This is a genomic window from Flagellimonas maritima, from assembly GCF_003269425.1.
Lineage (GTDB): Bacteria > Bacteroidota > Bacteroidia > Flavobacteriales > Flavobacteriaceae > Flagellimonas > Flagellimonas maritima.
Genome location: NZ_CP030104.1, coordinates 1,579,372 through 1,605,765 on the forward strand (window position 1 = coordinate 1,579,372; position 26,394 = coordinate 1,605,765).

Consider the following 26,394-nt stretch of genomic DNA (forward strand, 5'->3'; position numbering starts at 1 on the left):
TAGCTTTTATTTATTTCCGCCTACCACAATTACAAATTCCCCTTTTGGAGGTTTTTCTTCAAAATATTGCAGTACTTCGGCAACGGTTCCCCTCATGTTTTCTTCATATAACTTGGTCAATTCGCGAGACACTGAAATTGGTCGGTCCTGTCCAAAATATTCTGCAAAGTGCGTAAGGGTCTTAATTAATTTATGCGGGGATTCATAAAATACCATCGTCTTTGTTTCTTCCGCCAATGATTGTAATCTTGTTTGCCTACCTTTTTTTAAGGGTAAAAATCCTTCAAATACAAAACGGTCATTTGGAAGTCCACTATTGACGAGCGCGGGAACAAAGGCAGTGGCGCCCGGAAGGCATTCCACCTCAATATTGCTTTCAATACAAGCTCTTGTCAACAAGAACCCTGGATCTGAGATTGCAGGTGTTCCTGCATCCGAAATTAATGCAAAAATGCTGCCTCCCAGTAATTTTCTTACGAGCGAATCTATTTGTTGGTGCTCATTGTGCATATGGTGGCTTTGTAGTGGTGTTGTTATTTCATAATGCTTTAAAAGCTTCCCACTATTTCGCGTGTCTTCTGCAAGAATTAAATCAACTTCTTTCAGGGTTTTGATTGCCCTAAAGGTGATATCATCAAGATTTCCTATTGGAGTAGGTACCAAAAATAATTTTCCCATAAACCAAAGTTACGGTCTTACTTCTTTACCTGAGAAGTAGGATGTCAACACAAAAAGGATTGCTAGCACAGCTCCCATGTGTTCCCCATCGCTTATCATGTAATGCGCAAAAAATGCTAGCAAAGAGTTAAAGAAAAATCCTGCGTAGGCCCACTCTTTCAGCCATTTGGAAAAATTTCCCCAAATAGTAATCAATCCTAGAATTTTGGCTGTCGCCATTGGATAAATCAGATACGTTGGATATCCCATATTTTCAAAAAATCCTCGTATCATTTCATGGTTGAAAAGGTAATTATAAACGGAGAAAAGCATGATGGCCGTCAATAGAACCGTTGATACCCAAAAAAGAATTTTTTTCAGTTTCATACTTGCTCTTTAAGGTTGTTGTAACCTTAAAAGTATAAAAAGTAATTGGGATGTGTATTAATCATGCAAACCTGCGTTCTACCAAAGCCATAAAACGTGCTTCATATTCTTCCTTGCCTTCCCAATTTTTATATTCCGGTTTTACCATATTTTCAATAAAGGCAATGGACCGTTCTTCCGTGTCAATACCATTTAATTGTGAAAGAACACGGGCATATTCTTCCATATTGCCATTGAACAGATGTTTTACAAAAGCAAGTTTATCGTTGAGACCGATTTGAAGATCCTTGACGTATTTATCATTCAAGGATTTTGGTCCATTTTTCGTCTGCGTATCTGTTTCCCTGGAAGGAGAAAGTATTTCCCTATCATTCTTTACGAATTCAGGTTGTGCCACAAATTCTTTAAAAACATGTTCCACCGCAATATCGGCTGGCATTTCAGAAATCATATCCTTGATCGTATCCATACCAGGTATGATAATATCCTCTTCGTGCGGATTACTTTCGGGTACGGTAATATTTTCATTGAGTACCGCATTTGCCATTTTCTCAAATCGTGATGCAATTACATTTTTCGATACATCAACTTCAACGTCGCTCAATTTTTCGTCTATGAATTTTAATACCGCCAATTTTTCATAGATTTCCCTTGCATTGTTATAAAGCTTTGTCAGATCCTTGTCTTCTCTTGTTGTAATGATGTCCGTGGACAATTTTATCAACTCCTCCCTTAATTTTCTTATCATCGCTATAAATCTTTACAATAAAAATAAAATCAATTTTTGTATGCCACTACGAACAAAAGGTTAAATTTTAATCGTAAATCAAGGCATATTTTTTTAGTAGTTTTGTGCTTTCTTTTAATCAAACGAGAAAACTACACAATTTCGTTTAAAAATACGGTATGTTTCTTGAAAACACGGTAAATCCTAAAGAACAATTTGGCTGGATAGAAGTTATCTGTGGCTCTATGTTCTCTGGAAAGACCGAAGAACTTATCAGAAGGTTAAAGCGCGCCCAGTTTGCAAAGCAAAAAGTAGAAATTTTTAAACCTATTGTCGACACTCGCTATCATGAAGACATGGTTGTCTCCCACGATGCCAACGAAATCAGGTCAACACCTGTTCCCGCTGCGGCGAACATTAGGTTGCTTGCAGATGATTGTGATGTAATTGGGATTGACGAGGCACAGTTTTTTGATGATGAAATCGTTACGGTCTGCAACGATTTGGCCAATCGCGGAATTCGTGTGCTGGTCGCAGGGCTCGATATGGATTTTAAAGGAAACCCCTTTGGACCAATGCCAGCATTGATGGCTACAGCAGAATATGTTACCAAAGTGCATGCTGTATGCACTCGAACAGGCAATCTGGCCAATTACAGTTTTAGAAAATCCGACGATGATAAATTGGTTTTACTTGGCGAAACTGAAGAATACGAACCTTTGAGCAGAGCGGCATTCTATAAAGCCATGCTCAAGGATAAAGTAAGCCAAATGGATGTGGATGCAGAGGAAGTAGATGGCGAAAATAAAGCGACCAATGGATAAGATTGGCGAAACCACCTTGCTGATCGATTTGGCGGCATTAGAACATAACTACCGCTTTTTAAAAACCAAATTAGCAGCCCAAACCAAATTCTTGGCAGTCGTAAAAGCTTTTGCCTATGGTAATGATATGGTTGTCATTGCAAAAAAAATGCAGGCTTTAGGAACTGATTATTTTGCTGTAGCATATGTTAAAGAAGGTATTTTGTTAAGAGAAGCTGGCATTACAGCACCTATTCTAATATTACACCCACAACCTGTAAATTTTAGTGAAACCATTGAGCACTGTTTGGAACCCAGTTTGTATTCACCAAAAATCCTTCACAGTTTTTTAAAAGTTGCCGAAGAAAAAAATCAAACCGATTATCCCGTTCATATCAAATTCAATACGGGGTTGAACCGTTTGGGTTTTTTGAAAAACGATATTGATTTTATTGCGGACAAATTGAAAAATACAAAAGCGTTGAAGGTTGCTTCAATTTTCTCACATCTGGCTGCTTCTGAAGACCTTTCCGAAAAAGCATTTAGTCAAAAGCAGATAGCCGGTTTCAATAACATCAGTAACAAACTGAAGCAAAAGTTAGGGTATTCCCCATTCCGGCATATTTTAAATACATCAGGAATCTTAAATTATCCTGAAGCTCAATTTGAAATGGTTCGAAGCGGTATTGGACTATACGGTTATGGTAACGACAAAATATTTGAAGAACAACTTAAGCCAGTGGCCTCTTTAAAAACCATTATTTCACAAATCCATGAGATAGCGCCGAACGAAAGTGTTGGTTATAACAGGGCCTTTACATCCAAAAACTATAGGAGAACTGCAACCTTGCCTCTTGGCCATGCCGATGGTATCGGCCGACAATATGGAAATAAAAGAGGCCATGTTAACATCAATGGAAAATCAGCTCCTATTATTGGCAACGTTTGCATGGATATGATTATGATAGATGTTACAGGCATTGATTGTGAGGAGGGCGACGAGGTCTTGATTTTCGGACCAAATAAATCGGCAGAAGATTTTGCTGCTTCTGCGAATACTATTTCATACGAAATCCTGACCGCAATTTCACCAAGAGTCAAAAGAGTTGTTACGAACCTGTAATTTTACAGTTTCTATTGGCGTCAATCCCTTTTTTAATTAAATTGTAGCACATTAACCAGTTAAACTATAAAACTATGTTGAAAGAATTCAAAGAATTCGCAATGAAAGGAAACTTGGTGGATATCGCCGTAGGTTTCGTTATGGGTGCCGCATTTAACAAGGTCGTTGCATCATTTACAGGAGGAATAGTTTCTCCGTTGATAGGTCTTCTTTTCAATGCGGACTTTAAAGATTTGAAATATGTGATAAAAGAAGGAACAATGAACGACGCTGGTGAAAAAGTGGGCGAAGTTGCTGTACTATATGGCGATTTTTTGACCAATGTCATTGATTTCATCATTGTAGCGTTTGTAATGTTCATGATTGTAAAGGGCGTGAACAGAATGAAGAAAAAAGAGGAGCCTGCTCCCGAAGCTCCAGCTGGTCCAACACAAGAAGAATTACTTGCCGATATAAGAGATCTATTGAGGCAACAAAAATAGTAGGTCTATAAAATTGGGCTACCGCTACATCATAATTTAATTTTAAAGACCGTCATTCCGTTTCGCTAAAGGATTGACGGTTGTTTTATTTACAACAATTTGTTGTATTTTAATTTTGATGATTGTTTTTGCTTGTCAGTTTAAAATTGAGAATTACCTTTGAGGCTTCAAACAAAATTAAATGAAAGTAGCAGTTGTTGGGGCCACAGGAATGGTAGGTGAGGTAATGTTAAAGATTTTGACTGAGCGTAATTTTCCAATTACGGATTTGTTGTTGGTTGCTTCTGAGCGTTCCGTTGGTAAAAAACTAATTTTTAAAGACAAGGAGCATACGGTAATTAGCCTTGCTGATGCCGTAGCTGCCCTACCGGATATTGCTATTTTTTCTGCAGGAGGTGACACTTCGTTGGAGTGGGCTCCCAAATTTGCAGAAGCTGGTGCTACAGTAATCGACAATTCATCCGCTTGGCGAATGGATTCAACTAAAAAATTGGTTGTCCCAGAAATCAATGCCAATCAATTAACAGCTGATGATAAAATTATTGCTAACCCAAATTGTTCTACCATTCAAATGGTGTTGGCGTTGCATCCACTGCATAAAAAATACCAAATGAAGCGTGTGGTGGTTTCTACCTACCAGTCTGTCTCAGGAACAGGTGTAAAAGCAGTTCAACAGTTGGAAAACGAAATAGCTGGCATTCAGGGTGAAATGGCCTATCCATACCCTATTGGAAAAAATGCATTGCCGCACTGTGATGTGTTTTTGGAAAATGGTTATACCAAAGAAGAGATGAAATTGGCTCGAGAACCACAAAAAATATTGGATGACCGTACTTTTTCAGTCTCGGCGACCGCAGTTCGAATTCCAACCGCTGGTGGTCATTCAGAAGCCGTAAATGTTGAATTTCATAATGATTTCGATTTGAGCGAAGTAAGAAAGTTGCTGAGTGAAACTCCCGGTATCACTGTACAGGACAATCCAGATACCAATACCTATCCCATGCCTATGTATGCACACGGTAAAGATGATGTTTTTGTAGGTCGTATCCGTAGAGACGAGACCCAACCAAATACCTTGAATATGTGGGTCGTTTCAGATAATCTCAGAAAAGGAGCCGCTACCAATGCCGTTCAGATTGCAGAATATTTGGTGGAAAACAATCTTATTAAAAACAACAAACCCGCAATTTCTTAAAATACGTTAAAGCTTTTGTTATATCCTAGAAATCACTGGTTTTTGCACTATTTTTAACAAAATCAATCTGGAAAAAATGCAAAAATTAAGTCTTTTCGCGGCCGTACTGGTTATCGCCGCCTGTGAAACTACCACTAAAAGAGAACCCATTGTTGTGAACTATCCCGTTACCGAAAAAGTTGATACCATTGATACCTATTTTGGGACTGAGGTCAAAGATTCCTATCGCTGGTTGGAAGATGACCGAAGTACAGAAACCGAAGCTTGGGTAAAAGAGCAAAACGCCACTACGTTCGGCTACCTTGATAAAATCCCTTTCAGAGAGGATTTAAAAAATAGACTGGAAAAACTTTGGAACTACGAAAAATTAGGATCTCCATTTGTAGAAGGGGACTACACCTATTTTTATAAAAACAACGGATTACAAAACCAATATGTAGTCTATAGAAAAAAAGAAGGCGAAGAGGAAACGATTTTTCTTGACCCCAATACTTTTTCTGATGATGGCACCACATCTTTGATGGGATTGCGATTCACCAAAGATGGCTCAAAAGCGGCTTATTTGATTTCTGAAGGAGGGAGCGATTGGCGCAAAGGCATTGTAATCAACACAGAGGACATGGAGATTGTAGAAGACACTTTGGTGGATATTAAATTTAGTGGGGTTTCATGGAAAGGAAATGATGGTTTCTTCTATTCCAGTTATGACAAACCTGAAGGGAGCGAACTTTCTGCCAAAACAGACCAGCATAAACTATACTATCATGAACTGGGAACACCTCAATCAGAAGATAAATTAATTTTTGGTGGAACGCCAGAAGAAAAACACCGTTATGTTCAAGGTTATGTCTCAGAAGATGAAGGATATTTGTTCATCTCTGCTTCTACCTCAACTTCGGGCAACAAATTGTTCTTAAAAGACCTTACGCGACCAGATAGCGATTTGGTCATTATTCTGGACGATACCGATTCGGACACTTACGTGATTGACAATGAGGGTTCCAAACTGTTTTTGGTTACCAACAGGGACGCGCCCAACAAGAAAATCGTTGTAACGGATGCTGCCAACCCAACATCTGACAACTGGAAGGATTTAATACCGGAAACTGAAAATGTATTAACGGCAGGAACCGGCGGAGGTTACTTTTTTACGGAGTATATGGTAGATGCCATTTCCAAAGTTTTACAATACGATTATGATGGCAAATTGGTGCGCGAAGTACAATTGCCCGGAGTAGGAAGTGCCAACGGTTTTGGGGGCAAAAAAGATGAAAACGAATTTTATTTCTCATTTACCAACTACAATACTCCCGGCTCTTCTTATAAATATAATGTAGAGACAGGTGAATACAAACAATACTGGAAACCTGAAATTGATTTTAATCCAGAAGATTACGAATCAAACCAAGTATTTTATAATTCTAAGGACGGTACAAAAATCCCTATGATCATAACCCATAAAAAGGGTGTTGAACTCAATGGTAAGAATCCTACCATTCTTTATGGTTATGGAGGATTCAATATTAGTCTTACCCCATCATTCAGTATTGTGAATGCCGTTTGGATGGAACAAGGAGGAATTTATGCTGTACCTAACTTAAGAGGTGGTGGCGAGTATGGTAAAAAATGGCATATTGCGGGAACTAAGCTTCAAAAACAAAATGTCTTTGATGATTTTATCGCTGCCGCGGAATATCTTATTGATAAAAATTACACTTCCAAAGAATATCTAGCCATTCGAGGAGGATCTAACGGCGGCCTTCTTGTTGGGGCGACCATGACCCAACGCCCCGATCTTATGCAAGTTGCACTGCCCGCCGTAGGCGTATTGGATATGCTTCGCTACCACACCTTCACCGCAGGGGCCGGTTGGGCATACGATTATGGAACCTCTGAAGATGATGAAGAAATGTTCAATTATATCAAGGGCTATTCCCCCGTTCACAATGTAAAAGAAGGAACTGAATATCCAGCTACATTGGTAACTACTGGGGATCATGACGATCGTGTAGTACCCGCACACAGTTTTAAATTTGCTGCGGAATTACAAGAAAAACAGACAGGGGACAATCCCACTTTGATTCGAATTGAGACCAATGCAGGTCATGGCGCAGGAACACCCGTAAGCAAAACGATTGAACAGTATGCCGATATTTTTGGTTTTACCCTTTTTAATATGGGTTTTGGTAAACTGCCAAATCAAGCTGTTTTAAAAGAAATCAAGGGCTGAGGTTCTTTATGAACTATAGAAAAGTGTATTATTACTAGAATGTCACATTAAGCGCAGTCAAAATGGATTGATCGTGAAGATTTCCAGTATTCGACTGCGCTCAAACTGGCAGTTGTTCGGCACTTTTTGTTACTTTTTATGCTATGCTAAAAGTTCAAATCGATTCCTTCGGCTACGGAGACGAAACTATTTTGGAAAATATCTCCTTTAAAGTTAAGCAAGGGGTTCACTTGGCGTTGATGGGAGAAAGCGGTTCTGGCAAAAGCACGCTTTTAAAGATTATTTACGGACTTCTTCACGTAGAAAATGGTTCTATATTTTGGGAAGGCAAACAGGCACTGGGCCCAAACTATAATTTGGTTCCTGGGGAACCTTATATGAAATATCTTTCACAGGATTTTGACCTGATGCCCTTTATATCCGTAGCGGAAAATATTGGACAGTATCTTTCTGTTTTTGAGCAAGATACACATCAGCAAAGAATTGAAGAATTGTTACAACTCATCGAGCTAGAAGCCTACGCCAATACCAAAGTGAAGAATTTAAGTGGAGGACAACAACAGCGAGTAGCCTTAGCAAGAGTTTTGGCACAAGAACCCGAAGTCCTATTGTTGGACGAACCTTTTGGACATATTGATAATTTTAAAAGAAATTCGCTTCGGAAAAAATTGTTCCCCTATTTGAGCAAAAAAGGCATTACAGTCCTTACCGCCAGTCACGATCCCAATGATGTTCTACCCTTTGCCGAACGAACATTGATATTGGAAAAGGGCAGAATAGTTGCTGACAAGAAAACAAAAGCCCTCTACAAAACTCCACCAAATTATTATATAGCTTCACTTTTCGGAGAGGTTAACATTCTTCCCATCAGACTATTGAAAACTTATTCGGAAATTGAAAAATCAATTCTTATTTACCCCCATGAATTCATGGTTTCAAAAACTTCAGGACTGAAGGTTACCGTGCAAAACTCTTTCTTTAAAGGAAGTCATTATTTGAATGAGGGCAGAACAGAGGATGGCCCTATTCTTTATTTTAACACCCCTAAAAAATTTGATCTTGGGGATGCTATTTTCCTCAACGTATCTTTGAAAACAATCAATAAACGTCTACAGGGTTGAAAAAGGAACAAATACTTAGAGAATTAAATTTTAAGGCTGTTCGTAGTAGTGGTGCTGGCGGGCAGCATGTAAATAAGGTCTCTTCAAAGGTAGAACTGTCTTTTTCTTTGGATTCTTCTTTGGGATTATCAATGGAAGAGAAACAACGCATCTCTAAGAAACTGGGGACGCGATTGACCAAGAACCAGGTTTTGATTCTACAATGCGATGAGGCCCGTAGTCAGCATAAAAATAAAGAAATCGTTATAAAGCGTTTTTTTCAATTATTAAAAAAAGCCTTGGAGATTCCAAAAAACAGAAAAACAACAAAACCCTCCAAGTCTTCCATTGAAAAGCGATTAAAAGCAAAAAAAATAGATGCCTCTAAAAAGGTAAATCGAAAAAAACCCAGTTTGGATTAACCCATTGACCAAACTTTATAGTGGTACAAAACTTTTGTTTACTGTTCTTAAGAATAGCTGACCCAACCGCATTATTGTTTTAATAAATAGTCGAAATCGATTAATTATGAACAAATTTAAGATACATCCAGTATTTTTTTTTGCACACTATTGAACATAAAGACATTATCCGTTTCTTTTCCCAATAAAGCTTTGGAAATGGGTGAACTTGGAGAAACGCAAAAAATAGATGTATCGTTAGTTTTAAATTCTCCAGCCGAAATTGAAATAAAGTAATTTGCAGAACTCGTTTTTACTAAACTGCCCAGTGCAATTTTGTGGGGGTTTTTTGTAATATCAACTTTTTGAAGAAGTCTTTTCATGTCTTCAAGGTCATAAAGTTGTCTCCCTAATTTTTCCTGTTCCAATTGAACCATGGCCCTACCGGTTTCATGCTTATCCCCAGCACTGCTCTTTGTTTCGGAGTTGAGTGATTCTTGCAAGGCTGAACTTCTTTTTTGGAGGTTTTCCATTTTTTCGTTTACATGGTCCCAGCAAAACTGCAAAAGTTTGTCTTTTATGGTCATAGGAGATTGGCCGTTATGCAAAATTTAATCTAAAAATGGTTTCACCATAAGGAACAGAATGAACCTTTAAGCTTCCCCCGTGCAGTTGCATGACCTGTTTGGAAAGACTGAGCCCTATTCCTGTTCCTTCATTTTTGGTAGTGAAAAATGGAACAAAAATCTCGTCCAATAAGTCTGGTGGAATGCCAGGTCCATTGTCCATAATTTCAATATATTTTCTTCCATCATTGTCAATACCGGCCTTCATTTGTACTTGCCCGCTTTCAACTTCTTTTACGGATTGCAGTGCATTTTTGCAGAGATTTATCAATACTTGGGTCAATTGCTTTTCATCAATAAAGAATTCCAAATCTTCTGGAGAACATCTTACTGTAAAATTTGTTTGTTCTTCCTCAAGTCTTGTCGACATTAAAACATCTATTTTACCTAAAAACTCTTTTCCCTTGACAATTGTTCGGTTCGGCTCGGGAACGCTTAAAAGACTTCGGTAAGATTGTACAAATTCCATGAGGTTACCACCTTGCTCCTTGATTACTTCCAATCCTTTTAGCGTATTTTTTATTTTATGATCATCCAAATCCTTTAGGGAAGCTATTTCACCATCTTTACTATAGTATTTTATAATAGAGTCTGAAATTGAAGTGATCGGAGTAATGGAGTTCATGATTTCGTGCGTGAGCACCCTGATTAGGCGTATCCAAGATTCTATCTCTTTTTCATCCAATTCTGCATTAATGTCTTGCACTACCACCAGTGTAAGTGATTTACCATCTAAGGTCAATGGTGTGGATTTAAGGGACAACTGCGTTTGCTCGCGTTCGTTGGTCAACTGGAACAACTTCCTTTCAAAAGGCTTAAGGTTCTTGAAAATGCTATACAAGTTTTCATCTATTTGTTCAATTTGCTTAATATGGTTGAGCGGACTATGGTTTAGCAATTTTTCAAGGGTTGGGTTAGCGAAGAGAATATGGCCTTTCTCATTGATGGTCATAATTCCTATACTGGCCTGCTTTAGAATTTCTTGATAATACTTTTCCCTTACCTGCATTTCAAGGTGTATTTCTTGAATGAGGCTATTGACCCTATTTAAGCTTTGATTGAGCTCCTTGAACGATTTTATGGAAACCTTTTCTGGAAAACGTAATGTAAAATCCTCATTTCGTATGGCATCAAAAAAGTAGGCAATTTTTCGATTGGTACTGTTAATAAAAGTAATTAGCGAATACACTTGTCCTACAAGAAATATAAGCGAAAACACTATTGAAAAATACCATAGTTCAATCGCCGAAAAAGCAAAGGCCAACGCTGTCAATGCCATGAGGACTACCCTGAAGATAAGCTGCACATAAAAATTTCTACTGGCCATTATTTATTTCTTTTCTTCAATTTGTTGTATAGTGTTTGTCGGGAAATCCCAAGTTGGTCGGCCGCTGCACTGTAATTTCCCTCATGTTGTTCTAAAGCCTTTGAAATCATTTTTTGCTCCATTTCATCCAAGGTTTCAAGGTCATTGTCAAAAGACTGTGAAGGCTTGGAATGCAATAGAAAATCTGTCGGTTTCAATACATTTCCTTCGGAAAGGATTACGGCGCGTTCCATGGTATGCTGAAGTTCTCTAATATTCCCGGGCCACGCATATTCCATCAACTTTTCTTGTGCCAAATTATTCATCCGTAAGCCTGGCTTATCATATTTATTTGCGAATCTCTTTAAGAAAAAATCGGATAAAATCAATATATCCCCTTCACGTTCCCGTAGTGGCGGTACTTGAATATGGATTGTATTGATTCGATAAAGTAAATCTTCCCTAAAAAGTCCGTCCGCTACCATTTGTTCCAAATTACAGTTTGTGGCACAAATCAATCGGATATCCACATTGACAGTTTTATTTGATCCAACCCTTACTATCGATTTATTTTGGATGGCTGATAACAACTTAGCCTGCATTTGTAACGAGAGATTTCCCATTTCATCCAAAAACAAGGATCCTTGGTGGGCGGCCTCGAACTTACCGGCACGATCTTCCTTGGCATCGGTAAAGGAGCCCTTTAGATGGCCAAATAATTCACTTTCGAATAAGTTCTCGGCAATAGAACCCATATCAACACCAATAAAAACCTCTTCTTTTCTGGCAGATAAACGATGTACTTCACGGGCTATCAATTCTTTTCCTGTTCCATTTTCGCCAGTAATCAATACATTGACATCGGTTTTTGCCACTTTGCGTACCAAATTCAAGACTGAGTTAAGTGCTTTTGAGTTGCCAATGATTAAATTCTTGTCGTCATTTATCAACTGTTTTAAGTTAGTTTCTTTCTTTTTAAGTTGATGTATTTCTTGTTTAGACTGCCTTAGTTCAAACGCCGATTTTACTGTAGTTAATAGCCTTTCATTGTTCCATGGCTTTAAAATAAAGTCTGATGCCCCTAATTTTAGGGCTTTTACGGCTAAATCCACCGCTCCGTAAGCTGTCATCATAATTATGGAGGTGTTCGGAGATTTCTTCTTTATCTCTCCCAACCAAAAGAGACCTTCATTGCCCGTGTTCACCCCAGCAGAAAAATTCATATCCAACAAAACAATATCAATTCCCTCCATATTTTGAAAGGAAGAGATTTGGTTTGGGTTGAAAAGCGTTTGAACGCTCTTATATTCAAACTGGAGCAAAATCTCCAGTGCGCTCAACACACTTTTATTATCATCAATAACTAAAATCTTGGCATCTGTCATAAACCCACGTTTCTTAACTGGTCAAAACTACTGATTGAAAACATCAATATAATTTAAGTGTAAAAATATTGGACATTTTTTGTATAAAAATTTTACACTTCCATTTAATGATTAATTATAAATAATCTGTATGTATTTGAAAATCAAATGCTTGATTCTTTGGCACAAGAATAGTAACTAGTTTGGCACAGTAACAAATTATGACTTTCAAAATACACATTACAATTTTAGTTCTTTTGGTCTCGCTTACAGGGCTTGGCCAAAAGACATGGACCTTGGATGAATGTGTCGCTTATGCCATTGACCATAACCTTCAAGTAAAGAACACAACCTTTAACGAAGACGCCAGCAAGGAAAGCTATAGACAATCTATACGTAACCTGTTGCCCAATGTAACTGGTTTTTCAGATTATAGGTTTAGCACTGGTTTGTCAGAAGATCCTACAACAGGTGTTCTTGTAAACAATGAGTTTTACAGCACCAACTATAGTATAAACGCCAATATAGATTTATTCCAAGGGTTCCAGAAATTAAATAATATTAAAGCCTCCAAGTATATTTACCGAGCAACACAAGAGGATGTTCTGCAAGAAAAATTCTTATTGGCTTTTAGGGTAATGAGTGCTTTTTATGATATCAAGTTCAATGAAGGCCTGGTAGCTAATTCAAAGGAACAACTAAGAATTTCGCAATCCAATTTTGATTTGGTCAAAAGGCAAGTGGAATTGGGGCTCATGGCCAAGGCCGATTTGTACGAAGCAGAATCAAATTTACTGGGAGATGAGCTTTTGGTAACGCAGAACCAGAATTTACTGGCCTTGTCTAAACTCACGTTACTACAGGAAATGAACCTAACTGAAGAAGAAAGTATCGAACTTCAGGATACTTTTGACCCAATATCCGAGGAACTCACGTACGGATTTTCGGTGGATTCGGTCTACGGTGTAGCCAGAAGCTTTGTGCCTTTGGTGAAAGCTCAAAACTTGCGTGTAAAAGCAGCAAAAAAACAGCTACAGGCAACAAGAGGTGGTTTGTATCCTTCTATTTCCCTCATCGCGGGCATGGGCACAAGATTTTCGGAGACCAATGTGGATGACAACGATGAAATCATTTCTTTTAGAGATCAACTTAATGATAATCTTGCACGGTTTGTTGGCGCGGAGCTTAGGATTCCCTTGAGTTTGGGATGGGCTAACCGATCAAATGTAAAGCAACAAAAAATTGCCTTCCAACAAGCCCAGAACAATCTTGAAATTCAGGAGCAGGTATTATTTCAGCTTTTACAACAACTTGTTCAGACCAACAATGCCTTGATTGCGGAATATGAACAAAGCAACAAAAGAATGGAAGCACAGGAACTTGCGTTCAGTATTGCACAAAAAAGGTATGAAAAGGGCTTAATAAATGCCATTGACCTTTTTCAGGCGAAAAATTTATATGGCGTGGCACAAAACGAAAATTTACAAGTAGGGCTTCGATTAAAAGTTAATAAAAGCACCTTGGATTTTTATAACGGCCTACCCGTTTTTAATCTTAATTAACCAAAGTAATGGATATACAATTAGAAAAAAAGAGAGGACTAAGACCAAAACATTACGGATACATAGCATTGGGTGTATTGGTCTTATTTACGGGGTGGAAATTGCTTTTTGCAAACTCAGTATCCACCTATAGAACGGAAAAAGAAAGGCTGTCCATAGCACAAGTTACAGAAGGTAAGTTTGATGATTATATCACAATAAACGGATCTGTTGCCCCAATCGCAACTATTTACATGGATGCTTATGAGGGCGGAAGAGTTTCCGAAAAATTGATAGAAGAGGGAACCATGGTCAAAAAAGGTGACATCATCCTTAAGCTGGAGAACATGGGATTGTACGAACAGATATTGGCAAGTGAAAGTAATCTTGCTCTTAAACAGAATGACCTACGCTCCACAAAACTGACTTTTGATTCTAGACAAGTAGAAGGGAAAAGATCTCTGGCCACTGCGGAGTACGACCTTCAGCGCTTAAAGAGAAATTATGAGCAGAATGAAGCACTCTATAATGATGAGTTGGTATCCAAAGAGGTGTATCTGCTTGCAAAAGAGAATTATGAACTATCGAAAAAGCAACATGATATTGTAAAATTACAAACCGTACAGGACGATGAGCTACGAGAAACTTCATTAACAGGACTGGATGCAGACCTTCAGCGTATGCGCAAAACCTTATCCATGGTCTATGAACGTTTAGATCATCTCAACGTAAGGGCCCCCGCAGACGGACAACTGGGTTTTCTTGATGCAGAGATAGGACAAAGCATTGCTCAAGGACAGCGAATTGGACAGGTGAATGTATTGACAGATTTTAAGATAGAAGCGGAAATAGACGAACATTATATAGACCGCGTTAAAAGAGACCTGTCCGCAACACTTGAACGAAACGAAAAGGAATTTGGCCTTAGGTTAAGAAAAGTATATCCGGAAGTGAGAAACGGAAGATTTAAGGTTGATTTGGTTTTTACAGATGAGAAACCAGCAACGATACGGGCAGGACAGAGTTACAATATCAAATTGCAGCTGGGTGCATCAAATGATGCATTGCTATTACCAAAAGGAGGGTTTTTCCAAAGTACGGGGGGACAATGGGTTTTTGTTGTAGGCACAAATGGGGATGAAGCTTTAAAGCGCAACATTAGAATTGGAAAACAAAATTCCAGATACTACGAAGTACTTGAAGGGCTGGAAAAAGGAGAACGTGTAATTACCAGCAATTACGACAGTTTTGGAACTGCTGAAAGAATCATATTAAAATAAAATATCAATCAAAAAATTCAATCAAAAATGAAACAGTTATTAATGATTTATGGATGTGTACTCATTGCCAGTACTGCCGTAGCCGAAAACCAACAAAGTGTTGACAGATTTATAGAAGTAAGCCACAACATTACGGCAAAAGATTCAAAAGATGTTGAAACAAGAGATGGTTTGCACGAATTAAAAATAAGTGAAATTCAGTTCATAGAGGAAGAACCAGTAGTTATTTTGGGTTTCAATCCCGAGGATTATCTTCCTGAAGATTTTAACCCATATAAAATTTATTTCGATTTAAATTCAGTGGTTTATATAGAAGATGAAAATGCATTACAACTCGATTTTGATTCTGCGTATAACTTGCCTGAAGGATTTGATGCCTATTCAGAAGACGTGAGCATACGCTCGATTAATTATGTTGAGGACGAAGCTTTGGAACTCGGTTTTGATACCAAGGACTATTTGCCGGAAAATTTCTCTCCTCATAAAGTCTATTTCAATTTAAATACTGTTCAATTTATAGAGGACGATGAAGATTACGAAATAGAGCTGGGACCATATAATCTTTGCCAAACTCTTGCAAAGAGTAAATAAAACTGAAACTAAAATCAAAATAGCAGGTCTTTAATACAAAGGCTTTCAAAAAACTTTAAATACTAACACTAAAATAATGATACAAATACAAAATCTGAAAAAGAGCTTTAGAACGGAGGAGGTAGAAACACTGGCATTGAACAATGTGACTTTAAAGGTCGCTGAAGGAGAATTCGTTGCTATCATGGGCCCATCGGGATGTGGTAAATCCACGCTCCTAAATATCATAGGAATGCTCGACAATCCAACTGAGGGAAGCTATCAGTTTGCCGGACACGAAGTTGGAGGCCTTAGAGAGAGCCAACGTACCCAATTACGTAAAGGAAACCTTGGTTTTGTTTTTCAGAGTTTTAATCTCATTGATGAGCTTACTGTTTTTGAAAATGTGGAATTACCGCTTATTTATTTAAAAATGAACAAAGCCGAACGTAAAGAGAAGGTTACAAAAGTGTTGGAACGGATGAAAATTGCCCATCGTAAAAAGCATTTTCCACAACAACTTTCCGGGGGTCAACAACAAAGGGTTGCCATTGCAAGGGCAGTTGTTACCAATCCAAAATTAATCTTGGCAGATGAGCCTACGGGTAATCTGGATTCCAAAAACGGTATCGAAGTTATGAACCTGCTTACAGAGCTAAACCAAGAGGGCACTACCATAGTTATGGTGACGCACTCGGACAGGGATTCACATTATGCCCATAGAGTCATCAATTTATTCGACGGTCAAATAGTAACCGAAAGCCAGAACAAACCTATGGGTGCTATGATCTAAAAAAGAGGAGTTTATTCATCAATCAAATATGCCACCAACTGGTAACAGAGTAAGGGGCCAATCAAAAAACAATCATCATGCTTAGGAACTATATAAGAATTGCTTGGAGAAATCTCTTAAAAAGAAAGGTCTTTACTGCCATAAATATTTTGGGCCTTGCCATTGGTTTTGGCAGTAGCATCTTAATTTACCTGTTCTTGAGCTATCATTTATCGTTTGACAATTTCCACGACAATTCTGACCGAATTTATAGAATGGTCACCGAGGAGATGTCAGATGAAATTGAGTATGACGCAAGCGTTCCTCCAGCGTTCGCAAAAACCTTTAGGGAGGATTATGATTATGCCGAAAAAGTCGCAAAAATTGTGACCCGATACGGTATGGTGCTTGACGTTGAAAAAAATGGCAAAACCAATAAGTTTAAAGAGGATGTTTATTTTGTAGAAGAGGACTTCTTTAAAATCTTCAACTTTCCTTTACTGAACAATAATAACAACGTCTCCCTATCCGCTCCAAATACAGCTGTTATTACTGAATCCGGGGCAAACAAAATTTACGGCACTGTAGATGTAATCGGCAAGACCTTCGTTTTGGAAAATGACAAAACTATAGAGATAACAGGTATTTTAAAAAATATCCCAGAAACTACTTTTCTCGAAAATGAGGTTTTCATTTCCTTCGAGAACCTAGTGGATTTCTTTGAGTTTGCTGCAAATGAAAGTTGGGGCGGTATCACCAGCAACTTGGAGTGTTATGCCCTCCTTAAACCAAATCAGGATATCTCCAGTATTGAAAACGTATTATTGGAACTTCCTAAAATGCATCGGCCAAAAAGCAAAAATAAGCATACGTACAAACTACAACCGCTTTCAGATATGCATTTTAATCCTCTTTATGGCGGGCTTGACCCGGTACTTTTATGGGTCTTTGCCATTATTGGATTATTCCTATTAACAATAGCCTGTATCAATTTTATCAATATATCCACAGCACAAGCTTTTTATCGTTCAAAAGAAATAGGGGTACGTAAAGTGCTCGGGAGTTTTAAACAACATTTGTTCTGGCAGTTTTTATCCGAAACATTCGTGATCAGCTTGTTTGCTATACTTTTAGGAATTGGATTGGCGATACTCTTTCTTCCTTCATTAAATTCACTTTTTGAATTGGAATTGTCATGGAGAAGCTTGTTGGATTATAAATTCATAGGTTTTTTACTCCTCGTGTTGATTACGGTGTCCTTTCTCTCAGGAAGTTATCCAGGAATACTAATGTCCCGTATTGTTCCGGTACTTGCACTAAAGGGAAAACTGAACCATAACGATACAGGCGGAACAAAAACAAGAAAAGTTCTGGTCGTTGCTCAATTTGCCATATCCATTACCCTTATTGCCGCTACATTGATTATTTCCAGGCAAATCGACTATGCCGTAAATACCGATTTGGGGTTCGATAAGGAATCCATTGTTATGGTAGAAATCCCTGCAGATTTGGAAAACATAAAACTCAACAGTTTAAAAGAACGTTTGGCGGAAATCCCAGGGGTTAAAAACGTTACTGCCTGCTTGGGGAGTCCAGGTGCTGCAGACAGTAATTGGGGAACCAATGTAAAATACAATAATAGATCGGAGAATGAAGAATTTGGAATACAAGTAAAAGTTGGGGATGAAAACTATTTGAATACGTTTGATATCCCTTTGGTTGCTGGCAGGAATTTCTTTAGGGCCGATACAATAACGGAAGTTCTGGTCAACGAAAAATTTGGAGAAAAACTAGGATTGGCATCTCCTGAAGAATTGTTGGGAAAACCCTTTGAGGCAAATGGAGGCGATGTTAAGGGAACTATAGTAGGTGTCGTTCGCAATTTTCACAATGCCAGTTTTACGGAACAGATAGAACCTGTTTTTATAGCTCCAAGAACAGATTGGTACGGAGAGATTGCACTAAAAATAAATCATCAAAGTACAAATTTAACTTTAGAACAAATAGGCCATGAATGGTCCCAAGCCTTCCCTGGGTATATTTATGAACATCACTTTTTGGATGAAAGGGTTGCCGAACAATACCAAACGGAACAACGTTATCTTTCACTTTCCAAAGCGTTTTCCGGATTGGCAATTTTAGTTGGTTGTCTCGGCCTCTATGGGCTCATACTGTTTTTTGTGGGGCAGCGAACCAAGGAAATTGGGATACGGAAAGTATTGGGAAGTAATATTACTAATATCCTGGCCTTGTTTAGCGTGGATTTCTTCAAACTTATTCTTGTAGCAGGTATTCTTGCCACTCCCATAGCATGGTATTTAATGGAACAATGGCTTCAAGGATATACGTACAGGACAGAGATACATTGGTGGTTTTTTGCCATCGCTATTGTTGCCATAATGGTTGTCACGTTGATTACCATAGGCTATCAAACATTAAAAGTAGCCGTTTCAAGTCCCGTAAAAAGCTTAAGAACAGAATAAATTCATCAAAAAAACGAAATCCCATGTTTAAAAACTATATTAAAATCGCTTGGAGAAATCTTACAAAACATAAACAGCAAACGGTCATAAATCTATTGGGACTTACCATTGGAACAATCAGTTGTCTTTCCATCCTGTTATATATCTTTTCACAATTGGGATATGATGAGCACCATGAGGATGCAGCATCCATCTATAGGGTCGAGACTATTATAGAAAGAGACGGAAAGGAGAGTTTTGACACTGCTGCTGCATCACCACCTATAGCTTTTGCCCTAAAAGAGGATTTTCCAGAAGTTCAAGAAGCTACACGTGTTGTATTAACCGATGTTTTCTACAGTAATTTAATAAGTGCAGCGGATAGCGAAGATGCTTATTATGAACCTAGGGTTTATATGGCCGATTCTACTTTTTTCAAAATTTTTACTTATAAATTCATAGAAGGAAATAAAGAAACCGCCCTAAAAGAACCAAACACATTAGTACTCTCTTCATACTTAGCGAATAAATTGTTCGGTAATCAGAAAGCTTTGGGCAAAGCTGTTCTATGGGGAAGTGGTGAGGATGCTCAAACGTTAACAGTTAAAGGGGTTTTTGATGAATCGTATGCGAAATCCCACTTAGACCCAAATTATATCGTAAGCATGAGTACCCCGGGAATGGGAACCTTTGTCCAAAACTTTGAAAGTTTTGCGACAAATAACTTTGTTTATAGCTATGTGAAAATCGCTAAAAATAGTAGTGGCCAAAATTTACAGGACAAACTGCAAGATTTTATTCATGAAAGGGGAGCAAAAGACCTCTCCAATGCAGGAATGACCAATAAACAATTATTGCTAAAGAACGTTCGTGACATCAACTTGCATTCCAAGGGGCGAAAAAATCAGATTCATGAGGTCTCCAACATTAAATACCTCTATTTTTTATTGACCTTGGCAATTTTCATTCAACTGGTAGCATGCATCAACTTTATTAATTTAAGTACTGCCAGAGCAGGAAAAAGAGCTAAGGAGATAGGGGTTCGCAAAGTTGTGGGTGCCGGTAAAAATAGTTTAATGCGACAATTCTTGGGGGAATCATTACTTCTATCCCTTTTTTCCGTGCTGATAAGCATTCCGGTCACAATTTTATTGCTTCCCTTATTAAATGAGCTTACACAAGCAAGCTTGGGGTATCAAGATGTATTCAACTGGAAAATTATTACCCTATTATTAGGAATAGGAATATTAACTGGATTGGTTGCTGGAATATATCCTGCAATTGTGCTTTCTTCTATTAAACCTATAAGGGCTTTAAAAAATATGACCCTATTACAATCAGGTAGCGGAACATTTAGAAAAGCGCTGGTCGTGTTCCAGTTTATTGTTTCCATAAGTCTAGTTGCGGCCGTTATCATCATTACCCAACAGTTTAGGTTTGCCCAAAGCAAGGATTTGGGTTTTAAGAAAGATAACCTACTTGCATTACGGATTGGTACGGATGCGGCATCCAGTAAGTTTGAGTCCTTAAAATCCGCTTTCCTGAACATTCCTGGAGTGTTGCATGTATCCAGCGGAAATTATGCCCCTTCAGAAGTGGTTTTGTCCGATAATGGATTATATCTACCAGGAGGAAATCGTGAAAACAATACCATTGTAAAACGCAATGGGGTCAGCGATGGCTATTTTGAAACCATGAACATACCATTTGTAAAAGGAAGGGATTTTACACCAGCTGACACTATAGATCAAATTATAGTAAACCAAGCCACATTGAGGGCCTTTAATATTGAGGAAGAAAATGCCTTGAGCTCAAGACTTGTACAAAGTTTTGGTGATGAAACTTCTGAAATGCGGATTATCGGTGTGGTCAAAGACTATCATTTTGCATCTTTGAAGCAGAAAATCGCACCACTTTTTCTATACAAGGAAGAGTCGCCAAATTGGTTGTTTCTAAAAACCCAAAGCGACAATTATGAAGTTTTGTTGGCAGGTTTGGAAAAGCAATGGAAAGCTACCGTACAAAATGTTCCTTTTGATTATGTGTTTGTAGACAAAGAAGTAGAAAAGCTTTATAACGAAGAAAAGCGCTTGGGCCAAATCTCTGTAGTCTTTACCATACTGGCCATATTGATCAGCTGCTTAGGTCTTTTTGGCCTTGTATCCTATGTAGCCGAACAAAAAAGAAAAGAAATCGGTATTAGGAAAGTACTTGGGGCCAGCATCAATTCAGTAGTACAATTACTGACCAAAGACTTTATAAAATTGGTAGGCATCGCCTTTTTAATTGCTTCTCCCATTGCTTATTATTTTATGCAAGATTGGCTGGAAGATTTTACTTACCGTATCGAGATTAAATGGTGGGTATTTGTACTCGCTGGAGGATTTGCAGTTATAATAACATTTCTAACGGTCGGTTTCCAATCATTGAAATCGGCCGTAGCCAATCCCGTAAAAAGTTTACGGACCGAGTAAAATCATCAACCTGAGCTGAAACAATCTTGGCACAAGTAAAACGAGAATCATGTATAAGAACTATTTAAAAATCGCTTGGAGAAACTTAGCGAAAGATAAGGTCTTCACACTATTGAACGTTGTCGGACTTTCTATCGCTTTTGCTGTGGTAATTTTACTGGCTATGGCCGCTTTCTTTGAACTTTCATACGACAGCTTTCATGAGAATGGAAATCGACTTTATCAAACATATTGGACGGAGCAAGTCCCAAAAGGAACTGAAGCGGGAACGAGTCAGCCAGCACCCTTTACCAATGCTTTAAGAACAGAAGTTCCAGGGGTGGAAAAGATTACACGTTTTCTTGAACAAGAAGCTTTGACCACTTATGGTGAAAAGGAAATAAATCTTGATGCGGTATGGGTCGACAGCGATTTCTTCGAGATGTTTACCTTTCCTGTTTTAAGGGGCAATAAGAACAATCCATTGGAAGAGAAGTCCTTAGTGGTCGTTACTGAGAGTACTGCGAATAAACTTTTCGGTAGTTCCGAAGCAATAGGTCGAACAATTCATATTCTAATCGATGGAAAAGAAGAACCTTTTACCGTAGCATCCGTAGTAGGAAATCACGACACTCGGAACAGTTTGGAGTTTGAAATTGCTATTCCGTTTGAGAACCATGTGGGCTATGCCGAAAATAAAGAAGCTTGGAGCGCCCGTTACCATCAAGTTTATCTACTACTTCAAAACGGGGTATCGCCAAAACAGTTTGAGCAAAGTACCCACACTTTCATGAACTCACATTATAAGGAGTCCATAGAAAATCTAAAGCGCGATGGTGCTGTAGCCAATGAGGATGGATTATTCAGGCAATTAAAATTATTACCTTTTAAGGACGTTCACTTTACAAGTTTTAAAAAAGGCTACGCTGACGTTATTAGAATTGTTCCCTATCTTATCTTAGGGGTGGCCTTTCTCATTTTGTTCATTGCTTGTGTAAACTTCATCAATATGAGTATTGCAAAAAGTTCGCAACGCCTCAGGGAAATTGGTATGCGAAAGACTTTGGGAGCAAAGAAAAAACACTTGTTCTTTCAGTTTTGGAGCGAAAGTCTATTCGTTTTCTTAGTCTCGGTGGCTATTGGTGTTCTTATTAGTATGTTATTGGTCGATACTTTTAAGACGATGTTCCAAACAAATATTTCATTAAATATGTTGACATCGCCTTTGGTTATTTTAGGAAGTTTGGCATTTGTGTTTTTTATAACATTATTAGTAGGTGGGTATCCTGCGCTCTTATTAAGTAGATTGGGTACCATTCAATCCCTAAAAGGGAAATTGGAAACTTCGGGCAGTAATCGTGTTCGGAACGTATTGATGATCTTTCAGTTCAGTATTGCCATTCTACTTATTAGCGGAACGTTCGTATTATGGGGACAAGTAGAATTTATGCGGAACAAAAATCTGGGATTTGATAAAGAACACGTACTTTCTTTTCCATTGGATGGTAAAAAAAATCCATATGAAGCCGTTCAGTTGTTACGGGGCGAACTTTCGGGCAATCCGGATATTTTGAAAGTCACCGCTTCTGACAATAATTTGGGCAGGGGAAAAGACGGAAGCCAGTCCACCAGCATTTGGGGTTTTGATTATAAAGGTAGGGGGGTCAGCACCCATGCTTTGGCGGTTGATTATGATTATTTTGAAACCTTAGGGTTGGAATTCGTACAAGGTCGCAGCTTTGATAAAAACTATTCAGGTGATACACAAAGTGTAGTGATTAATGAAAGTATGGCAAAAGAAATGGGGGAATCCGACCCGTTAACAGGTTATTTCCCCATGAGCGATAGCCTTCGCTATTCGGTTATCGGTGTTGTAAAAGATTATAATTTTCAGGACATTTCAAAATCGATCAAACCCTTGACTTTTTTCTTGAATAAAGATTCAAGCCTGTCTTATGCTTTTGTGAAAGTGGCACCAGTAAATATGGCAAATACATTTGAAGCCGTTGAGAAGGCATGGAAAAAAATAGAGCCGAATGCTGAGTTTCTAGGCTCATTTTTAGACGAAAATATCGATAATACCTTCCACAAGGAAAAAACTATGGCAAACATGATAACCAGTGGTTCAATTATCGCAATAGCCCTAAGCTGTATCGGACTTTTTGCAATGTCATTTTTAATAGTATCCCAACGTACTAAAGAAATCGGCGTACGCAAAGTATTGGGGGCGAGCATCTCTTCAATCGCCGTACTGTTAACCAAAGAGTTTTTGATATTAGTGTTGATTTCATTTTTAATTGCTTCACCGATTGCTTGGTGGTTTTTGCGACAATTCCTTGATATTTATGCATACAAGATAGATTTAGGTATATGGTTCTTTGTTGCGGCAGGGTTTTTGGCAATGGCCATAGCAATTCTGACAGTGGGATCAAGAACGATAAAGGCGGCTATGCAGAACCCTGTAAAGTGTTTACGGACAGAATAAAATCATCATCAAAAAGATACAATCATGTTTAAAAACTATTTAAAAATAGCGTGGAGAAATCTAACAAAAAATAAAGGTTACACTATTATCAATGTTGGTGGTCTGGCCTTGGGTATGGCAGTTACACTCATAATTGGTCTCTGGATTAACGATGAACTTAGCCATAACAACTATTTTAAAAACAAGCATAAGATCGCTCAAGTCTTCCAATCGCAGACCTTCAATAACAATACAGGTACCGGGCCCGCTATTCCACTCCCATTAGAACCGACCTTAAGAGAAAAATACAACGATAACTTTGAGCTATTGGTAATGTCCTCTTGGACCAACCAGCAATATTTGGAATACAAAGAAACCAATATTGCACGCTTTGGCAATTTCATGCAAGTTGATGCGCCAGAATTGTTGGAACTCAAAATTATAAAGGGAGAAAAAGATGGGCTTAGAGAAGTCAATGCCATTATGCTCAGTGCATCTACGGCAAGTGCGCTTTTTGGTTCAGAAAATCCCATTGGAAAAGTTATTAAGGTGAACAGCGAGCATGATATGATGATTTCCGCTGTCTATGAAGATATGCCCTACAATAGCTCCTTTAACGAATTACAGTTCATAATGCCATGGAAACACTACGTTGCAACAAACGAGTGGATTGAAAACTCGTTGGATAATTGGGGCAACAACTCTTTTCAGCTTTTTGCAAAAATTGCGGACAATACTACAATGGAAAGGGTAACTAATACCATCATAGATGTAAAGAAAAATTCAAATGAGGATACTGCAGAATTTAATCCACAGATTTTCTTATTGCCCATGGATGACTGGCATCTCCGCAACAATTTTGAGAATGGCAAACAGGTGGGCGGGCGAATAAAATACGTTTGGCTTTTTGGAATTATTGGAGTTTTTGTATTGCTCTTGGCCTGTATCAATTTTATGAACCTCAGTACCGCTAGGTCCGAAAAACGTGCTAAGGAAGTTGGTATTAGAAAATCAATTGGGTCGCAAAGAGGACAATTGATCAACCAGTTTTTAAGTGAATCATTTTTGGTAGTGGCTTTTGCATTTGTTATCTCGGTTTTGATTGTATTACTTTCCTTAAATGGATTTAATGAACTGGCAAGAAAAGAAATTGAATTTCCATGGGGAAATCCTATGTTTTGGATAATATCTATTTTATTTATTTTGCTTACTGCCTTATTGGCCGGTAGTTACCCTGCGCTTTATCTTTCTTCGTTCAAGCCTGTCGATGTTTTGAAAGGAACTTTTAAAGCAGGCAAATATTCCGGGTTGCCAAGAAAAATCTTGGTCGTGCTTCAATTTACGGTTTCTGTGGCATTTATTATTGGAACAGTTATCGTAATGCAGCAAATCAATCATGCAAAAAACAGACCGATCGGTTATGATAAAGAAGGCTTGATTCAAGTACCGACATTCAGCGAGGATTTTACGGGTAAATATCAATTGATGCGCGAGCAGTTTATAGCTTCCGGTGCAGTAGTGGAAATGTCATCTTCTAGCAGTCCCACAACAAGAATATGGTCTAACAGAAGTGGTTTTGACTGGGAAGGAAAACCGGAAGGCTTTCAAGAAGATTTGGCTTGGACCGAAGTATCTCCCGAATACGCTAAATCCTTGAATTTAAAAATTGTACAAGGAAGAGATTTTAATAGGGATATGGCAACCGATTCCCTCGGCGTCCTTATCAATGAGACCGCCGTTAAATATATGGGCTTTGAAAATCCTATTGGACAACTTATTCGGGATAGTGATGAAGAAAACCCCGACCCGCCACTCAAAATAATTGGAGTGGTCGAGGATATGATTGCCCAATCACCCTATGAACCTGTAAAACAGGGCATGTATGTATTTGATAGGGAAAATGAATCGAGCTATTACAATATGCGTCTAAATCCCGATCAAAGCGCAAACCAAAACATTGCCATAATTGAACGTGTATTTAAGGATAACTTTCCCGCAATTCCATTTCAATATGATTTTATCGATGAAGAATACAGTGAAAAATTCGCTGCGGAACAGCGGATTGGAACATTATCAGGAATTTTTACGGCACTAGCCATTTTAATTAGTTGTCTTGGACTGTTCGGTCTTACTTCTTTTGTGGCAGAACAGCGCACCAAAGAAATTGGGGTAAGAAAAGTATTGGGAGCTTCGGTATTCAATGTATGGAACATGTTATCCAAAGACTTTTTAAAGTTGGTCATAATTTCTTGCTTTATCGCTGTGCCCATTGCGTATTATGTGATGAATGGTTGGTTACAAGAATACCCGTACAGGGTCATCCTAAAATGGTGGATTTTCGCATTGGCCATGTTGGGTGCTATGGCAGTAACAGTTTTAACGGTAAGCTTTCAAGCTATAAAAGCCGCTAAATCCAATCCAATAAAAAGTTTACGGACAGAATAAATTGAA

The 26,394-nt window shown here is 38.3% G+C and carries 21 protein-coding genes; 15 read left to right on the forward strand and 6 right to left on the reverse strand.

Annotated elements, in window-relative coordinates:
* Positions 1–6 precede the first annotated feature (6 nt).
* The 3 genes from rsmI to HME9304_RS07010 form a co-directional block, all read right to left on the reverse strand.
* Positions 7–678 (reverse strand): 16S rRNA (cytidine(1402)-2'-O)-methyltransferase, encoded by a 672-nt coding sequence (rsmI, locus tag HME9304_RS07000; protein ID WP_112377903.1) that lies wholly within the window; start codon positions 676–678, stop codon positions 7–9.
* Between the two features lie 9 nt (positions 679–687).
* Positions 688–1,044, reverse strand: a complete 357-nt coding sequence (locus tag HME9304_RS07005) for a DoxX family protein (protein WP_112377904.1) — start codon at positions 1,042–1,044, stop codon at positions 688–690.
* Positions 1,045–1,105: 61 nt separating this feature from the next.
* On the reverse strand, positions 1,106–1,792 hold the full coding sequence (locus HME9304_RS07010) for a hypothetical protein (RefSeq protein WP_112377905.1): 687 nt from the start codon (positions 1,790–1,792) through the stop codon (positions 1,106–1,108).
* A gap of 158 nt (positions 1,793–1,950) precedes the next feature.
* On the opposite strand from HME9304_RS07010, the gene HME9304_RS07015 reads away from it, so the two are divergent.
* The 7 genes from HME9304_RS07015 (at position 1,951) to arfB (ending at position 9,126) form a co-directional block, all read left to right on the forward strand.
* Positions 1,951–2,595: a thymidine kinase gene (locus HME9304_RS07015; protein WP_112377906.1), complete on the forward strand. Its 645-nt coding sequence runs from the start codon at positions 1,951–1,953 to the stop codon at positions 2,593–2,595.
* Positions 2,588–3,697 carry an alanine racemase gene (gene alr, locus HME9304_RS07020; RefSeq protein ID WP_112377907.1) on the forward strand — a complete coding sequence of 370 codons (1,110 nt, stop codon included), beginning with the start codon at positions 2,588–2,590 and terminating at the stop codon, positions 3,695–3,697. The genes HME9304_RS07015 and alr overlap by 8 nt, the downstream gene beginning before the upstream one ends.
* Positions 3,698–3,771: 74 nt before the next feature.
* A complete protein-coding gene (gene mscL / locus HME9304_RS07025; protein ID WP_112377908.1) occupies positions 3,772–4,179 on the forward strand; it encodes a large-conductance mechanosensitive channel protein MscL in 408 nt (135 codons plus the stop codon).
* A gap of 181 nt (positions 4,180–4,360) precedes the next feature.
* Positions 4,361–5,374: an aspartate-semialdehyde dehydrogenase gene (locus HME9304_RS07030; protein WP_112377909.1), complete on the forward strand. Its 1,014-nt coding sequence runs from the start codon at positions 4,361–4,363 to the stop codon at positions 5,372–5,374.
* A gap of 76 nt (positions 5,375–5,450) precedes the next feature.
* Complete coding sequence (locus HME9304_RS07035; RefSeq protein ID WP_112377910.1) at positions 5,451–7,604, forward strand: prolyl oligopeptidase family serine peptidase; 2,154 nt, start codon at positions 5,451–5,453, stop codon at positions 7,602–7,604.
* Between the two features lie 143 nt (positions 7,605–7,747).
* Positions 7,748–8,725 (forward strand): ABC transporter ATP-binding protein, encoded by a 978-nt coding sequence (locus tag HME9304_RS07040; RefSeq protein ID WP_112377911.1) that lies wholly within the window; start codon positions 7,748–7,750, stop codon positions 8,723–8,725.
* Positions 8,722–9,126 (forward strand): alternative ribosome rescue aminoacyl-tRNA hydrolase ArfB, encoded by a 405-nt coding sequence (gene arfB / locus HME9304_RS07045; RefSeq protein WP_112377912.1) that lies wholly within the window; start codon positions 8,722–8,724, stop codon positions 9,124–9,126. The genes HME9304_RS07040 and arfB overlap by 4 nt, the downstream gene beginning before the upstream one ends.
* 116 nt (positions 9,127–9,242) lie before the next feature.
* Here the strand turns inward: arfB and HME9304_RS07050 are convergent, their stop codons facing one another.
* From HME9304_RS07050 to HME9304_RS07060, 3 genes are read right to left on the reverse strand one after another with little or no spacing between them, the layout of a single operon-like run.
* Positions 9,243–9,692: a 3-oxoacyl-ACP synthase gene (locus HME9304_RS07050; RefSeq protein WP_164674787.1), complete on the reverse strand. Its 450-nt coding sequence runs from the start codon at positions 9,690–9,692 to the stop codon at positions 9,243–9,245.
* A gap of 13 nt (positions 9,693–9,705) precedes the next feature.
* Positions 9,706–11,058 (reverse strand): sensor histidine kinase, encoded by a 1,353-nt coding sequence (locus HME9304_RS07055; protein ID WP_112377913.1) that lies wholly within the window; start codon positions 11,056–11,058, stop codon positions 9,706–9,708.
* Positions 11,058–12,422, reverse strand: a complete 1,365-nt coding sequence (locus HME9304_RS07060) for a sigma-54-dependent transcriptional regulator (protein ID WP_112377914.1) — start codon at positions 12,420–12,422, stop codon at positions 11,058–11,060. Before HME9304_RS07060 ends, HME9304_RS07055 begins: the two co-directional genes overlap by 1 nt.
* Positions 12,423–12,622: 200 nt before the next feature.
* Between HME9304_RS07060 and HME9304_RS07065 the strand changes: the two genes are divergently transcribed.
* From HME9304_RS07065 to HME9304_RS07100, 8 genes are all read left to right on the forward strand, one after another.
* Entirely contained in the window at positions 12,623–13,963 is a 1,341-nt protein-coding gene (locus tag HME9304_RS07065; RefSeq protein WP_112377915.1) for a TolC family protein, read from the forward strand.
* A gap of 8 nt (positions 13,964–13,971) precedes the next feature.
* Complete coding sequence (locus tag HME9304_RS07070; protein WP_112377916.1) at positions 13,972–15,222, forward strand: efflux RND transporter periplasmic adaptor subunit; 1,251 nt, start codon at positions 13,972–13,974, stop codon at positions 15,220–15,222.
* A 27-nt stretch (positions 15,223–15,249) separates the two neighbouring features.
* Entirely contained in the window at positions 15,250–15,813 is a 564-nt protein-coding gene (locus HME9304_RS07075) for a hypothetical protein (protein WP_112377917.1), read from the forward strand.
* Between the two features lie 76 nt (positions 15,814–15,889).
* Complete coding sequence (locus HME9304_RS07080; protein ID WP_112377918.1) at positions 15,890–16,585, forward strand: ABC transporter ATP-binding protein; 696 nt, start codon at positions 15,890–15,892, stop codon at positions 16,583–16,585.
* 77 nt (positions 16,586–16,662) lie between these two features.
* Complete coding sequence (locus tag HME9304_RS07085) at positions 16,663–19,047, forward strand: ABC transporter permease (protein WP_112377919.1); 2,385 nt, start codon at positions 16,663–16,665, stop codon at positions 19,045–19,047.
* A gap of 23 nt (positions 19,048–19,070) precedes the next feature.
* Complete coding sequence (locus HME9304_RS07090; RefSeq protein WP_112377920.1) at positions 19,071–21,500, forward strand: ABC transporter permease; 2,430 nt, start codon at positions 19,071–19,073, stop codon at positions 21,498–21,500.
* Between the two features lie 49 nt (positions 21,501–21,549).
* Entirely contained in the window at positions 21,550–23,964 is a 2,415-nt protein-coding gene (locus HME9304_RS07095; RefSeq protein ID WP_112377921.1) for an FtsX-like permease family protein, read from the forward strand.
* A gap of 24 nt (positions 23,965–23,988) precedes the next feature.
* A complete protein-coding gene (locus HME9304_RS07100) occupies positions 23,989–26,388 on the forward strand; it encodes an FtsX-like permease family protein (protein WP_112377922.1) in 2,400 nt (799 codons plus the stop codon).
* Positions 26,389–26,394 lie beyond the last annotated feature (6 nt).

Coding starts and splice junctions, on each gene's coding strand:
- HME9304_RS07030 (WP_112377909.1), top strand. CDS start 4,361: ATGAAAGTAGCAGTTGTTGGGGCCACAGGAATGGTAGGTGAGGTAATG.
- HME9304_RS07060 (WP_112377914.1), bottom strand. CDS start 12,422: ATGACAGATGCCAAGATTTTAGTTATTGATGATAATAAAAGTGTGTTG.
- HME9304_RS07040 (WP_112377911.1), top strand. CDS start 7,748: ATGCTAAAAGTTCAAATCGATTCCTTCGGCTACGGAGACGAAACTATT.
- HME9304_RS07035 (WP_112377910.1), top strand. CDS start 5,451: ATGCAAAAATTAAGTCTTTTCGCGGCCGTACTGGTTATCGCCGCCTGT.
- HME9304_RS07055 (WP_112377913.1), bottom strand. CDS start 11,058: ATGGCCAGTAGAAATTTTTATGTGCAGCTTATCTTCAGGGTAGTCCTC.
- rsmI (WP_112377903.1), bottom strand. CDS start 678: ATGGGAAAATTATTTTTGGTACCTACTCCAATAGGAAATCTTGATGAT.
- HME9304_RS07100 (WP_112377922.1), top strand. CDS start 23,989: ATGTTTAAAAACTATTTAAAAATAGCGTGGAGAAATCTAACAAAAAAT.
- HME9304_RS07075 (WP_112377917.1), top strand. CDS start 15,250: ATGAAACAGTTATTAATGATTTATGGATGTGTACTCATTGCCAGTACT.
- HME9304_RS07095 (WP_112377921.1), top strand. CDS start 21,550: ATGTATAAGAACTATTTAAAAATCGCTTGGAGAAACTTAGCGAAAGAT.
- alr (WP_112377907.1), top strand. CDS start 2,588: ATGGATAAGATTGGCGAAACCACCTTGCTGATCGATTTGGCGGCATTA.
- mscL (WP_112377908.1), top strand. CDS start 3,772: ATGTTGAAAGAATTCAAAGAATTCGCAATGAAAGGAAACTTGGTGGAT.
- HME9304_RS07015 (WP_112377906.1), top strand. CDS start 1,951: ATGTTTCTTGAAAACACGGTAAATCCTAAAGAACAATTTGGCTGGATA.
- HME9304_RS07070 (WP_112377916.1), top strand. CDS start 13,972: ATGGATATACAATTAGAAAAAAAGAGAGGACTAAGACCAAAACATTAC.
- HME9304_RS07005 (WP_112377904.1), bottom strand. CDS start 1,044: ATGAAACTGAAAAAAATTCTTTTTTGGGTATCAACGGTTCTATTGACG.
- HME9304_RS07090 (WP_112377920.1), top strand. CDS start 19,071: ATGTTTAAAAACTATATTAAAATCGCTTGGAGAAATCTTACAAAACAT.
- HME9304_RS07085 (WP_112377919.1), top strand. CDS start 16,663: ATGCTTAGGAACTATATAAGAATTGCTTGGAGAAATCTCTTAAAAAGA.
- HME9304_RS07065 (WP_112377915.1), top strand. CDS start 12,623: ATGACTTTCAAAATACACATTACAATTTTAGTTCTTTTGGTCTCGCTT.
- HME9304_RS07050 (WP_164674787.1), bottom strand. CDS start 9,692: ATGACCATAAAAGACAAACTTTTGCAGTTTTGCTGGGACCATGTAAAC.
- HME9304_RS07010 (WP_112377905.1), bottom strand. CDS start 1,792: ATGATAAGAAAATTAAGGGAGGAGTTGATAAAATTGTCCACGGACATC.
- HME9304_RS07080 (WP_112377918.1), top strand. CDS start 15,890: ATGATACAAATACAAAATCTGAAAAAGAGCTTTAGAACGGAGGAGGTA.